Here is a 12,884-nt window from a genome sequence, read left to right as displayed (position 1 = left end):
TCCGTTCCCGGGGGGCCCCCCCCGCCCCCCCGGGGGGGGGGGGCGGGGGGGGGGGGGGGGGGGGGGGGGGATGGAGTCCGTGGCGGGGCCTGCGGCTTGGATGCCGGCGGGGGTGGGTTTCGGCCCGGACCCCGGCCTCGCGTTCGGCGGGGCGGGGGCGGTCGTAGGGTGGGGCGGTTGGATGTGATCGACTCCGTGGGGGGATCAATGCTGACCGCGCTCACCGGGGTGTACGGAGACCGGCCCGACGCTCTGCGGGTGGCCGGGCGGGACGCCTCCTACGAGGACCTGCTCGGTGCGGCCCGTGCCGTGGCCGCCGATGTCGCCGGGGCGCCCGCCTTCGCGGTGACCGCGACGGCCTCGCTGGAGACCGTCGCCGCCGTCGTCGGGGGGCTGCTGGCCGGGGTGCCCTTCGTACCGCTGCCGCCCGACGCGGGGCCCGCCGAGCGGGAGCACATCCTGCGGGACTCCGGCGCGGTGCTCGTCGACGTGGACTTCGCGCGGCGTGGCGATGCGGGGGGCGGGGTCGCGGCCGGGTCCGAGCGGCCGGCGCTGATTCTGTACACCTCCGGGACGACCGGGCCGCCCAAGGGGGTCGTTCTCACCGCCGAGGCCCTGGCCGCCGATCTCGACGCCCTCGCCGAGGCCTGGCAGTGGAGCGCCGAGGACACCCTCGTGCACGGGCTGCCGCTGTTCCACGTGCACGGGCTCGTCCTCGGGGTGCTCGGAGCACTGCGCACCGGCAGCCGCCTCGTGCACACCGGGCGGCCGACCCCCGAGGCCTACGCGGAGGCCGGGGGCAGCCTGTACTTCGGGGTGCCGACCGTGTGGTCCCGTATCGCGGGGGCTCCGGCGGCGGCCGCCGCGCTGGGCGGGGCCCGGTTGCTCGTCTCCGGCAGCGCCGCGCTGCCCGCGCCGGTCTTCCGGGACCTGGAGCGGCTGACCGGGCTGCGGCCCGTGGAGCGGTACGGGATGACCGAGACGCTGATCACCGTGAGCGGGCGTGCGGGCGGGGAGGTACGGCCCGGTACGGTCGGTACCCCGCTGCGGGGCATCCGCACGCGGATCGCGGCGGAGGCGGGCGCGGAGATCGGCGAGCTGCAGCTCACGGGGCCGACGCTGTTCTCCGGGTATCTGGGCCGGCCCGAGGCCACGGCCGCCGCCTACACCGAGGACGGGTGGTTCCGTACGGGCGACATCGCGGCCGTCGACGAGACCGACGGGGTCCACCGGATCGTCGGCCGGGCCTCCATCGACATGATCAAGTCGGGCGGTTACCGGATCGGCGCCGGCGAGATCGAGAACGCGCTGCTGGACCACCCCAAGGTGAGCGAGGCGGCGGTGGTGGGGCTGCCGGACGCGGATCTCGGGCAGCGGATCGTGGCCTTCGTGGTGGCCGAGGGCGTCACGGGGCCGGAACTGACGGACTTCGTCGCCGCGCACCTGTCAGTGCACAAGCGGCCGCGCGAGGTGCGGTTCGTGGCGGCGATCCCGCGCAATGCGATGGGCAAGCCGCAGAAGAAGCTGCTGCTGGGCGACGGCTGAGGCCTAGGGTCCCTTTCGGGGGAGTGCGGTCAGGCGGTCGCGCGGGGCACCAGGTTCGGGGGAGTGCGGTCAGGCGGTCGCGCGGGGCACCAGGTGGCGGGCCAGGACCTCCAGGGCCCGGGTCAGCTCCGGCAGCCGCTGCGCCTCGGCCTCGCCGAGGGCACGGGCGAGGGCGTCCTCGACCTTGGACGCCCCGGCGGCGCGTACGGCGGCCACGCGCGGGGAGATTCCGGGGGCCTGGCGGACCAGCGTGCGGCGGCGGTCGGCCGGGTCGGGCGAGGTCTCCACGGAGCCGGCCTCGCGCAGGCGGGCGACGGCTCCGGACACCTGGCTCTGCGGGAGGCCCGTGCGCTGGGCCGTCTCGCCGACCGTCGTGCCGGGATGGGCGGCGATGTCGCCGGCGACGATCACGACGGAGCGGGTGCCGCCGGCGTACTGGCCCGGGCCGCCGGGGGGCTCGGGCAGGGCCTCCTCGCCGAGCTTCATCAAAGCGCGGCCCAGCAGGAAGAGTTCGATTCCGTCCACGGGAGCACGGTACATCGGAACCCGGCGAACCATCGAAGAAGATGCATCTTTTTCGATCCATCTCTATTGATGTATCTTAATCGATGGGTTAGGGTGATTGCAGAGAGTGACGGACTGGGGGTCCGGAGCCGCGAGCAAGGAGTTGCCATGAGTGCTGTACTCCACCACCAACTGCAGGGCTCCGGCCCGATGCTGCTCATCGCGCAGAGCGGGGAGGGGGACGCCGACCGCACCGTGGATCTCGTCCCGCACCTCACCGATGACTTCACCGTACTGACCTACGACCGCCGCGGACTCTCGCGCAGCCGGCCGGCGGAGTCCGGCCGGGCCGTGTCGCTCGCCGAGCACGCCGATGACGTCCACCGGCTGCTTGCCTCCGTCACCGACGAGCCGGTGCTGATGCTCGGCTGCAGCCTCGGGGCCGTCATCGGACTGCACCTGGCCGTTCGGCACCCGGAGCAGGTGAGCACCCTCATCGCGCACGAGCCGGTGGCTCCGAGGCTGCTTCCCGAGGGGGAGCGGGCCCGGCACGAGGCGGAGCTCGAGGAATTGCAGGGGATCTACCGGACGGGCGGGCTCGAAGCCGTCTTTCCGCAGATGGCGCGGGTCCTCGGGATAGACCTCGCGCGACGCGATGCGGAGCCGGGGCTCACCCCGCAGCCCCTGGACGAGCGACGGCGTGCCAACTTCGGCTACTTCATCGAGCACGACTTCACCGCCGTCGTGGAGGACACCCTCGACCTGGACGCCCTGACCCGGACCCCGACGCGCATCATCCCCGCGCTGGGTGCCGCCACACCGTCCAGCGTTTTCGACCACCGGTGCGCTACGGAACTGGCGGCTCTCCTGGACACGGAGATACAGGTCTTCCCGGGCGGCCACAACGGCAACACCACGCACCCCCGGGGCTACGCGGAGCGGCTGCGGGGGCTGCTGGCTCCGGCCGGGGCGTAGGCGCTCGGAAAAGGGCAACGGGCCTTTCGGACGGGGCAGGTAGCTTGCTCGCATGGACAAGACGTCTGATCAGGTCAGGGTCGATCGCCGGGCTCTGATAGCCGCTGGAGTGACCGTCGTGCTGTGGGCCTCCGCGTTCGTTTCCATCCGCTCGGCGGCCGCGCACTTCGGGCCCGGAGCGCTGGCGTTCGGACGGTTGCTGACCGCCTCCGTCGTGCTCGGGCTGGTACTGGTCGTCAAGCGGGTGCCGCCGCCGCCGAGGCAGGCGTGGCCCGGGATCCTGATCTCCGGGGTGCTCTGGTTCGGGCTCTACATGGTGACGCTGAACTGGGGCGAGCAGCTCGTGGACGCCGGCACCGCGGCCATGATCGTCAACATCGGCCCGATCGTGATCGCACTGCTCAGCGGCTGGCTGCTCAAGGAGGGCTTCCCGCCCCTGCTGCTGGCGGGCATGGCGGTCTCCTTCGCCGGGGCGGTGTTGGTCGGACTGTCGACCTCGAACGGCGGGTCTGCTTCGGTGGGAGGGGTCCTGCTCTGCCTGGTCGCCGCGCTCACGTACGGGGCCGGGGTGGTCGCGCAGAAGCCGGCACTGGCCCATGCGAGTCCGATCCAGGTGACCACGTACGGCTGCTTCGTCGGTACGGCCGTCACCCTGCCCTTCGTCGGGCAGCTCGTCGATCAGCTCCCCGGGGCACCGCTCGCCGCCGTCCTCAACATGCTCTACCTGGGACTCTTCCCGACCGCACTCGCCTTCACCACCTGGAGTTACGCGCTGTCGCGGACCACCGCGGGGAAGATGGGCGCGACCACCTACGCGGTGCCCGCCGTCGTGGTGCTCATCGCCTGGATCGCCCTCGACGAGGTCCCGGCCGCGCTGACCCTGCTCGGTGGTGCGGTGTGCCTGGCCGGAGTCGCCGTCTCCCGGAAGCGCCGGAGCCCGGCCTAGGCCGTCGCCCGGTGCGAGTCCGCGTCCGCGTAGTCGGGGGTGCGGTTCATGGCGAGGGAGATGCCCGGCAGAAGGTGCGGTCCGCGAGTTCGAGGCGGATCCGGGGGACGCTCAGGCGAGGCGCAGGTCTACGAAGGGCACGGTGTCGCCGGGGAGGACGTAGCGGTCGAACTCGACGAATCCCGCTCGGTGCGCGAACGTCAGGCCCTCGGGGTTGGATGCGAGGACCACGGTCTCGATGACCTCGGCGCCGAGGGAGCGTGCCTGCGCGAGTGCGGAGGAGTACAGCTCCCGGCCGAAGCCCCGTCCCCGGTACGCGGGCAGGACGCGCGCGATCACGGTGGCGGTCGTGGAGCCGGCGGCGGGCGGCCGGACCGTGGTGCACCCGACGAGGGTGTCGCCGAGGTGGGCGAGGTGCAGGACGTGGCGTCCGGAGCGCTCCCGTACCTCCTCCAAGGAGAGGACGGCCGTCGGGATGACGGTGTTGTGGACGTACTGCCAGTCGCTCAGGGCGGCATCGGAAGCGGCGTTCACCGGGTGGATGCGGAGAGCCGAAGCCGGCGGCGGGGTGTCCTGCTCGGCGGCGTCGAGCAGGACACGGGCCAGGGCGGACGGGGCGGAGAACATCGGCCAGTGGCCCGTGTCCAGGGTGACCCACTGCCAGTCCGGGCCGGCGGCCAGGAGCTTCGCCACCTCGGGATGGGGTTCGGCGCCGTCCAGCAGGCATTTGACGTAGGTCGCGGGGAGCTCGGAGAGGGGGTGGGTCAGCACGGCCGGCTCGGTGAGCGTCGCGCCCGGATGCGGGGTGGCACCGGCGAGGAGCCGCTCGGTCTGCTCGGCGGTGAGGCCCTGGCCCTCGCAGTCGGCGGCCTGCAGGGGAGGCCAGAAGCCGTCGTTCGCGGCGATCGAGGCCTCCACGGCGGAGCGGCCGTCGGGCCAGGCGGAGACGAAGGATTCGTCGTGGGCGGGGACGTTGGCATCGACGAAGACCACCCGGTTCAGGCGGGCGCCGATCCGCTCGGCCGCCTGACCGACCGGGATGCCGGAGTAGCTGTGGCCCACGAGGACCACATCGCGCAGGCCGAGTCCGTCGATGGCGTCGACTATGTCCGTGACGTGCGTCTGCTGGCCGGCCGGGCTGCCCTGCTTGTCCGCCAGGCCGGACAGGGTCAGTGCGTGGACCTCGTGGTCGCCGTCCGTGGTGCGGAGTGCGGTGCGGAGTTCGGCGGCCACCTCGTCCCATGCCGCCGCTCCCAGCCACGCGCCTGCCACCAGTACGAATTCAGTCATGACCGTACGTTAATCGAACAGGATCTCGGCGGTGAGGGGCAGGTGATCGCTGGGGGTGGCAGGCAGCGTACGTACGTGGCTGACCGTGCCCGAGCGGGCCAGGATCTGGTCGATCCGGGCCAGGGGGAAGGCTGCGGGCCAGGTGAAGGCGAAGCCGGGGGTGGTGGCGGCGGGGGTTGCCTTGGCCGCCAGGGCGGTGCGGACGGGGGCCAGGCCGCGGTCGTCGGCGGTGCCGTTGAGGTCCCCGAGCAGGACGACGCGGTCGGCGGGTTCCGCGGCGAGGACGGCGCCGAGGAGGACGGCGCTCTCATCGCGGCGGGCGGAGCCGAAGCCGGTGGGGCCGAGGCGGAGGGAGGGCAGGTGGACGACGTAGACGGCGACGGGGCCGTCGGGGGTGGCGGCGGTGGCGCGCAGGGCGCGGTTCCAGTGCGGGTCGTCGGCGAAGGCCGCCGGTCTGATGTCGACGGGGCGGACGTCGGAGAGCGGATACGCCGACCAGAGGCCGACCGTGCCGTGGGTGGCGTGGTGGGGGTAGTCGGCGTCGAGGGTGCCGGTGAAGGCCGTGAGGGCGGCGGGGGTGAGCTCCTCGACGGCGATGAGGGCCGGGCGCGGGGCGGCGAGGGCCTTGGCCGTGCGGGAGGGAGCCTGGTTCTCGTCGCTGATGTTGTGCTGGACGGCGATGAGGGGGGCGGGGTGGGACGCGTGGGTGGTTGCGGGGGAGTGGGCGGCGGTGTGTGCGGGGGTGTGGGGGAGGAGGGTGCCGAACTGGGCCAGCCAGGCGGCGGTGGGGAGCAGGAGGGCCAGGGCGATGGCCGCGGAGCGGCGTCGGAGGGCCAGGGCGAGGAGGAGGGGGACGGCCAGACCGAGCCAGGGGAGGAACGTTTCCAGCAAGCTGCCTGGGTGGCCAGGAGTGTTGGGGACGAGGGAGGGGCGGGTGAGGAGTGCGGCGAGGAGTAGGGAGAAGAGGAGGGGGAGGGCCGTCGGCCAGGGGAGGGCGTTGGTGTTGGAGCGGGGGAGGAAGTGAGGAGGGTGGGGGTCGGGGTCGGGTCGGGAGGCGGAGGTGTAGGGCGGGCCCTGGTCTGCCTGGGTCATGGGGCCGTTCCTGCCTGTGCGTTCGGAGTGTGGGCCGTGGTGGGTGTGGTGTGGTGTGGCTGGTACGACGACGTCGGTGGCGGGGAGCCGGTTCCCGTGAGGGTGTGCGTCCCGGGGGCAGGCGGGATCCGGCAGGGCGGGGGCCGGGCGGGGCCCTGCGGGGCTGTCCCCCACCCCGCCCCTTCCCGAAACCGGGGCTCCGCCCCGGACCCCGCTCGGGGCGGAGCCCCGGGGCCCGCTACCGGGGGCTGCACCCGGGCCTTGAGGCGGGGGCTGCGCCCGGGCTCTGAGGTGGGGACTGCGCTCGGGCTCTGAGGTGGGGGCTTCGCCCCGGGCTTTGGCTTGGGCCTGCGCCCCGGGCCTTGAGGTGGGGCCTGCGCCCCGGGCCTTGAGGTGGGGGCTGCGCCCCGGGCCTTGAGGTGGGGGCTGGGCTCCGGGCTCTGAGGTGGGGGCTCGGCCCCGGGCTCTGAGGTGGGGGCTCGGCCCGGGGTTTGAGGTGGGGGCCTTGTCGGGCGGGCGTCTCTTATGGTCTGGCCATGGACGGATACCAGGGTCTGACGGTGTTGATCGAATCGGCCTGGGAGGAGTTCAACGGCTCCGCTGAGGGGCGCCGGGACCTCTGTCTGGATGCCGTCGGCGACGTCCTGGCGACGGGCCGCCTGACGTCGGATGATGTCGAGCGGGCCGTCGAGCGCCTCGTCACGGTCGCGCTTTCTTGTGAGGGCTACCCCGTGCGGGAGTCCGCGCTGCACGCAGCCTGCCGCATCCGTGTACTACGAACTTCCCTACCGGGTGGTGGAGCCGCTCGCCGTCGGTGCGGACGGCTTCGAACCCTTGCTCCTGGACTACCTCCTGGCGATCCTCGGTTCGACGCACGATCAGGCGGCACTGCCGGTCGTCGAGCGGTTCCTTCACCACCCTGACCTCGGTGTGCGCAAGGGGGCGGCGGAGGCGGTGAACGAACTGCTCTGGGGGTAATCGGTTTTGTCCTGGGGTGGTGGGGTGGGTCGAATGGGGGGTCGGTGAGGGATGGAGAGGGGTGCGTTGTGGGTGGGGCGGGCGTGCGGGTGGGGGTTCTTGTGCCGTTGACGCGGCCTGGGTGGGTTGATGCGGGGAGGCAGTTGCTGGCGGGGATCGAGCTTGGCGTGCGCGAGGTCAATGACGCGGGCGGGGTGGGCGGGCGGCCGCTGGAGCTCGTGGTGCGGGACACCGCGGCCGATCCGGAGCGGGCCGTGGCGGCCGTCGAGGAGCTGGCCGGGCTGGGGGCGGCCGCTGTGGTGGGGGAGTACCACAGCGTGGTCGCCCGGGCCGCGGCTGAGCGGGCCGAGGCGCTCGGGATGCCGTTCCTGTGTTCCTCGGCGGTGCTCGACGCGCTGACCGAGCAGCCGGCGCAGTGGGTCGCGCGGATCGCCCCGGCGCAGTCCCACGGGTGGAGGACGTATGCGGACTTCCTGCTCGGGGCCGGTCATCGCCGGGTCGCCGTGGTGGTTCAGCCGAGCGTGTACTGGGCTTCCGGTACCCGCATCCTGCGGGAGTGTTTCGCCGCCCGCGGCGGCGACGTCGTGGAGGTCGGTGTGGGGGAGGGATCCGCCGGGGAGCTGTGCGACAGGCTCGTGGAGGAGGGGAGTACCGCGCTGCTCCTGCTCGTCGGGTATCCGGAGCCGGCGGCGGCGGTCGTCAGGGCCGTACGGGGTGACCGGCGGCTCGGGGAGATCCTGATCGGGGCTCCGGCCGGGCAGCCGGAGTTCGCCGGATGGGCCGGTGCGCTGGGTGAGGACGGCGCCGGGGTGCCCTTCCTGCGCTACCTGCCCGAGCGGCTCGGTCCGCTCGGGGAGCGGGTGGGGAAGGAGCTCCGTGAGCGGCTGGGCGAGGAGCCCTCGTTCGTGGCCTTCGAGGGCTGGGACAGCGTCACCGTCCTCGCGGAGGTGTTCCGTTCGTACGGCACGGACCGGGCGGCCGTCGCCGGGGCATGGCCGCGGGTGCACGTCGAGGGCAGCCGCGGGCCGATCCGGTTCTCCCGGACGCCGGGGACCGGTGTCTGGCAGTGGGTCTGGGCACCGGTCCGGGTGGCCGACCGGGATCCGGCGGATCTCGGCCGCTTCCGGATCCGCTACGGGGAGGGCGCCGGCTGAGGCGGCCGGGCGGCGGCCTGCTTCAGGCGCCCGCCAGGTGGGCGCGGTACCAGGGGGCGGCCGAGGGCAGCAGGGAGAGGGGCGTGGACGTGGGGCGCAGCCGGGTCAGCCGCCAGATGGAGTCGGCACGCTGGTGGTAGTCGCGGGCCAGCAGGGAGAACTGCCGTTCCGTCACCCGGCCGGGGCGTCTGCGGAGCTGTTCCAGGCAGCGTTCCCAGGACCACTCCTCCCGCACCGGCGGCAGGATCCCCTCGTCGGCCAGGGCCGACACGAGGTCCGCGCTGGTCACTGCGGCGGGGTGGCTCGCGTGGTGGATCCCGCCCGGGACGGGGTCGGGGGCCGTGGCCAGGGCGTCGATCAGGCGGGCCAGCTCGCCGACGTCGACCACGGACAGCAGTGCGCGGCCGCCGTCCCAGCTGGCCGGTACCCGGTCGATGAGCTCGGCCAGGGCCGGAACCACCCAGCGGTCACCGGCGCCCAGTACCAGGCCCGGCCGCAGGACGGTGCCGCCGGCGGCCAGCACCGGGGCCTCGGCCGCCAGCCGGGAGCGGCTCGCGGCGGACACGGGATCCGGGGCCACCTCGTCGACCTCGATCCCGCGGTGCGGGAGGTTTCCGTAGACCGCGGCCGTGGACAGGTGGACGATCCGGCGCACCCCGGCCCGCAGGGCCTCCGCGAGGAGGGCCCCGACGCCCAGGACGTTGACCGTGTGGCAGAGCTCCTCGTCGCGCCCGATGTAGGAGGCCAGGTTCACCAGCGCGGCCGCGCCCTCACAGACACCGTGCAGCGAGCCCGGGTCGCACAGGTCCGCGCGCACCCACTCCACGCCTTCGCGCTCCGCACCGGGCGTGCGGGCGAGGGCCCGCACCAGGACACCGGGACGGCGGGCCAGGGCGTCCAGTGCAGCCGAGCCGATGAAACCGGTGGCTCCCGTCAGGACGATCACTCTGGGTCTCTCGTACATCTGCATGGGGTGATTTTATCGGCGCCGGGGTGGCCCGGTGGGGCGGCCCGAGGCGTCCGTGCAGCTCTTCTTCTCTTCTTCGTCTCGGTGTTCCGCGGTGTTCCGCCGCCTTGCGGCCGGACGCCGGACACCGCGGTGGGGGGCCGTCAGCGGGCGGTCCAGCCGCCGTCCACGGGGACGGTCGCGCCGACCACGAAGGAGGCCTGGTCGCTCAGCAGCCATGCGGCCGCGTGCGCGATCTCGCGCGGGTCCGCCGTGCGCGGCAGCGGGGCCATGGTGTGCAGGTGCTCCTCCAGACCGGGGTTCAGGTCGAACCACTGGGCCATCATTTCGCTGCGCGTGGTGCCGGGGGCGATGGCGTTGACCCTGACGCCCTGGGCCGAGTACTCGGAGGCGGCCTTCGTCAGCCCGATGACGGCGTGCTTCGAGGCGATGTACGCGGCGGCCGCCGGAGTGCTGACGAGGCCCGCGACGCTGCTGTTGTTCACGATCGCCCCGCCGTTCGGCAGCATCGCGGCGATCTCGTACTTCATGCAGTTCCACGTGCCGCGGACATTGGTGGCCATGACGGCCTCGAAGTCCGCGTCCTCGGTGAGGTGCAGCGGCGCGGGCACGGTGCCCAGCCCCGCGTTGTTGAAGGCGGCGTCCAGACCCCCGAAGAGCTCCACCGCCTTGTCCACCGCCGCCTTGACCTCTTCGGCGCGGGCCACGTCCACCACCGCGTAGGCGGCGGTGAAACCCTGGTCCGTCAGTTCGCGGGTGAGGGTGGCCAGTTCCTCCTCGCGCCGGGCGGTGAGGAGGACCGAGGCCCCGTTCTCGCAGAACACCCGGGCGGCGGCCGCCCCGATACCGCTGCTCGCGCCGGTGATCAGGGCGCGCCGGCCCGTGAGGAGGCCGGTCATTTCCGTCATGGTGAGTCTTCTGTCTGCCGCGGTCCGGTGGAGTCTTCAAAGAGGGATCGCTCCGGCACTATTGGCCGGAAACAGCCCCTTGGCGAGGGCTGGAGGGGCCGAGGATCACGGGAACCGTCCGGTGGCCGTTCGAGACGAACGAGAACTTCGGCCGGAGCTCGGAGCCGGGCACGGCCAGGGAGATGTCGGGGAACCGCTCGAAGAGCGCCGACAGCGCGATGGCGACCTCCATCCGGGCCAGGTTCACGCCGAGGCAGTGGTGGGCCCCGTACCCGAAGGAGACGTGGTCGGCGCGGGTGTCGCGGGTGATGTCGAAGAGGTCCGCCCCGTCGCCGTGGTGGAGCGGGTCGCGGCCCGCCCCGGCGAAGCAGATGACGATCGGGTCGCCCTGCGGGATCCGCACGTCGTCGTCGATCTCGATGTCCTCGACGGCGTAGCGCAGGATGCTGTGCGCGCCGGGCGGGTCCACGCGCAGGGACTCGTCGATCACGTCCTCCCACGAGGCCTTGCCGGCCCGTACGAGTTCGAGCTGCTCGGGGTGGGTGAGCAGGGAGACGACCGCGTTGTCGATGAGGTTCACCGTCGTCTCGTACCCGGCGGTGAAGAGGAGGATGAGGTTGTCGAGCAGTTCCTTCTCGCTCATGTCCGCCGCGCCCGAGTCGCGTGCGGCGACGAGTCCCGAGGTCAGGTCGTCGGCAGGGTTCTCCCTCTTGTGCGCGACGACCTCGTTCAGGATCTCGTACATGGCTGTGCCATTGGCCATGGCGTCCTCGGGGGTGATCGAGGTGGCGAAGAAACTGTCGATGATCTTCTGGAGCGGGTCGCGTGCGGAATGCGGAATTCCGAAGAGTTCGCAGACGACCGCGTGCGGAAGTACGTGGGCGAATTCCTTGCGGAGGTCCACGGAAGGTCCCGCCGGGAGTTGTTCCAGGCGGTCCAGCAATCCGGCGGCGATCTCCTCGACCCGGGGCCGCAGGGCGGCCACCCGGCGCATGGTGAACTCCCCCGCCACCGGCTTGCGCAGGCGCGTGTGCTCGTCGCCGTAGGCGGTGACCATGTTCTGTACCGAGACCCAAATGGCCAGCGGCCACTCCTGGTCGACTTCTCCGCTGATCCAGGCCGGCCAGTGCCGGTAGGCGTCCTTCGACACCCGCGGATCGGTGAGCAGGCGCTTCACGAGTGCGTAGTCCGTGACGGACCACGCCTGCACACCGCCGGGGAGCACGATTTCGACCGCGCGCCCGAGGGAGCGTATTTCCTTGATCTCTCCGTGAATGTCCTGGCCTAGCGGATCGATGACGAACGGGCACTGCCTGCTCACAGAAGTATCCCCCCTACACATGCTGGTGACGGTGAGTCGGGTGACGTCACAGGCTGGCACGCCGACGGAGTTCCCGCCACTTCGAGCGTGGGTGTCTCGCACAGTGGATCACGAGGAATCTGCTCCCGATTCACTGGAATGGGAGGAGACCGGTCCTAAACGGGAATTGCCTCGAGCGCGGCGAGGAAGACGCGTCGGCCGCCCTGGTGGCCGGTGACCTTCAGGGAGAGGGTGTTGTCGAGGCTCCGGGTGACCGGCTGTGCCTGCACCAGACAGGGGGAGTTGAACTCCGCGTACCGGTCGAAGATCAGTCGAAGCGCGGTCGGGTACATCCGGGTCGTGCCGGCGACCGCGAAGGCGGCCTGGTGGGAGGCTTCCAGCAGGGCCATGCCCGGGACGTGGTCGTTCTCGTATGCGAACAGCGTCCTGCTCGTGGTGTGCGGCCGCAGCGTCCAGCACCGGGGGTCCCTGGTGGGGGCCAGCAGGACGTGCGCGGGGTCGGTGCGCAGTACGAGGGCGGGGTGCACGGGCTCCGGTACGGGCAGGAGCGGGCGGGCGTCCGCGTGCTCGCCCCGCATCCGGCGGTAGGCGCCGGGGGAGGTGCACGCGAGACTGCCGCCGCCGGTGGCGATGACCTGGCCGTCCCGGATCACGGTCATGTGGCAGATCATGCTGGACAGCCGATCGCCCCTGCGCTTGATGCTCGTGCAGGTCACGTCGATGTGCGCGAGGGAGTCGCCGTCCGATCCGAGCAGTTCGGGATCGATCCGGTAGTGGATGTCGGACATGAGGAACCGGTGCCCGAGCGGGACGCCGTACTCGGCGTGCGCGAGCAGGATCCCCGTCTGGCGGATGGCCTCCGCGATCACGACCGGCGAACGAAAACCGTGCAGCGCGGTATGAAAAGGATGGTTTTCCGGCCAACGCAGGGACACAACGAACCGGTCGGTACCGGTCCGTTCCCAGTCGGAGAGGAACACCTCGGAGGTGTCCGGGCGGTGCACAAGCCAGCTCGGTACGGCCGGAGGCCTTGTATCTGAGACCCCGACCGACGGTCTTTGGGTGTTTGCGGTCTGAAATGGCGTGATTAACATGAACTCCCCCTCGGGGCTCCAGGCAGGTTTGAGCCGCTGATGGTATGTCCCGGTCGCCGCAAGATACGTGCTGGCTGGTATAATTTGCAACGGCTGTTTTCGGTGACATG

12 protein-coding genes and 1 pseudogene are annotated in these 12,884 nt (G+C 72.2%); 5 read left to right on the top strand and 8 right to left on the bottom strand.

The window, feature by feature from the left end; genetic code table 11:
* The first annotated feature begins 207 nt into the window (after positions 1–207).
* Positions 208–1,545: an AMP-binding protein gene (locus ACIA8F_RS35640; protein ID WP_399385196.1), complete on the top strand. Its 1,338-nt coding sequence runs from the start codon at positions 208–210 to the stop codon at positions 1,543–1,545.
* Positions 1,546–1,614: 69 nt separating this feature from the next.
* On the opposite strand, the gene ACIA8F_RS35635 is transcribed toward ACIA8F_RS35640, so the two are convergent.
* Positions 1,615–2,085 (bottom strand): MarR family winged helix-turn-helix transcriptional regulator, encoded by a 471-nt coding sequence (locus ACIA8F_RS35635; RefSeq protein WP_399385174.1) that lies wholly within the window; start codon positions 2,083–2,085, stop codon positions 1,615–1,617.
* Positions 2,086–2,217: 132 nt separating this feature from the next.
* Between ACIA8F_RS35635 and ACIA8F_RS35630 the strand changes: the two genes are divergently transcribed.
* Both ACIA8F_RS35630 and ACIA8F_RS35625 read left to right on the top strand, forming a co-directional pair.
* A complete protein-coding gene (locus ACIA8F_RS35630) occupies positions 2,218–3,024 on the top strand; it encodes an alpha/beta fold hydrolase (RefSeq protein WP_399385173.1) in 807 nt (268 codons plus the stop codon).
* Positions 3,025–3,076: 52 nt separating this feature from the next.
* On the top strand, positions 3,077–3,970 hold the full coding sequence (locus ACIA8F_RS35625) for a DMT family transporter (protein WP_399385172.1): 894 nt from the start codon (positions 3,077–3,079) through the stop codon (positions 3,968–3,970).
* Between the two features lie 111 nt (positions 3,971–4,081).
* Here ACIA8F_RS35625 and ACIA8F_RS35620 read toward each other — a convergent pair whose 3' ends face one another.
* The 3 genes and pseudogenes from ACIA8F_RS35620 to ACIA8F_RS35610 all read right to left on the bottom strand — a co-directional run bounded on the left by ACIA8F_RS35620 (position 4,082) and on the right by ACIA8F_RS35610 (position 6,352).
* Positions 4,082–4,513: a GNAT family N-acetyltransferase gene (locus tag ACIA8F_RS35620; protein ID WP_399385195.1), complete on the bottom strand. Its 432-nt coding sequence runs from the start codon at positions 4,511–4,513 to the stop codon at positions 4,082–4,084.
* A gap of 36 nt (positions 4,514–4,549) precedes the next feature.
* Positions 4,550–5,260 (bottom strand): annotated as a pseudogene (locus ACIA8F_RS35615) (alpha/beta fold hydrolase); the annotation flags it as partial.
* 9 nt (positions 5,261–5,269) lie between these two features.
* Positions 5,270–6,352 carry an endonuclease/exonuclease/phosphatase family protein gene (locus ACIA8F_RS35610; protein WP_399385171.1) on the bottom strand — a complete coding sequence of 361 codons (1,083 nt, stop codon included), beginning with the start codon at positions 6,350–6,352 and terminating at the stop codon, positions 5,270–5,272.
* A gap of 768 nt (positions 6,353–7,120) precedes the next feature.
* Between ACIA8F_RS35610 and ACIA8F_RS35605 the strand changes: the two genes are divergently transcribed.
* The gene (locus tag ACIA8F_RS35605) at positions 7,121–7,330 is read left to right on the top strand and encodes a hypothetical protein (RefSeq protein WP_399385170.1); all 210 of its coding nucleotides are present in this window, start codon (positions 7,121–7,123) and stop codon (positions 7,328–7,330) included.
* Between the two features lie 89 nt (positions 7,331–7,419).
* On the top strand, positions 7,420–8,484 hold the full coding sequence (locus tag ACIA8F_RS35600) for an ABC transporter substrate-binding protein (RefSeq protein ID WP_399385169.1): 1,065 nt from the start codon (positions 7,420–7,422) through the stop codon (positions 8,482–8,484).
* A 22-nt stretch (positions 8,485–8,506) separates the two neighbouring features.
* Here the strand turns inward: ACIA8F_RS35600 and ACIA8F_RS35595 are convergent, their stop codons facing one another.
* The 4 genes from ACIA8F_RS35595 to ACIA8F_RS35580 form a co-directional block, all read right to left on the bottom strand.
* Positions 8,507–9,454, bottom strand: a complete 948-nt coding sequence (locus ACIA8F_RS35595; RefSeq protein ID WP_399385168.1) for an NAD-dependent epimerase/dehydratase family protein — start codon at positions 9,452–9,454, stop codon at positions 8,507–8,509.
* 140 nt (positions 9,455–9,594) lie between these two features.
* Entirely contained in the window at positions 9,595–10,350 is a 756-nt protein-coding gene (locus tag ACIA8F_RS35590) for an SDR family NAD(P)-dependent oxidoreductase (protein ID WP_399385194.1), read from the bottom strand.
* A gap of 67 nt (positions 10,351–10,417) precedes the next feature.
* On the bottom strand, positions 10,418–11,680 hold the full coding sequence (locus tag ACIA8F_RS35585; RefSeq protein ID WP_399385167.1) for a cytochrome P450: 1,263 nt from the start codon (positions 11,678–11,680) through the stop codon (positions 10,418–10,420).
* Between the two features lie 155 nt (positions 11,681–11,835).
* On the bottom strand, positions 11,836–12,774 hold the full coding sequence (locus ACIA8F_RS35580; RefSeq protein WP_399385166.1) for a ScbA/BarX family gamma-butyrolactone biosynthesis protein: 939 nt from the start codon (positions 12,772–12,774) through the stop codon (positions 11,836–11,838).
* Positions 12,775–12,884: the final 110 nt, after the last annotated feature.

This window comes from Streptomyces sp. NPDC051563 (genome assembly GCF_044454225.1).
Lineage (GTDB): Bacteria > Actinomycetota > Actinomycetes > Streptomycetales > Streptomycetaceae > Streptomyces.
Note: the sequence above shows the minus strand (reverse complement) of the source record. Positions and strands in the feature narration are given on the sequence as shown.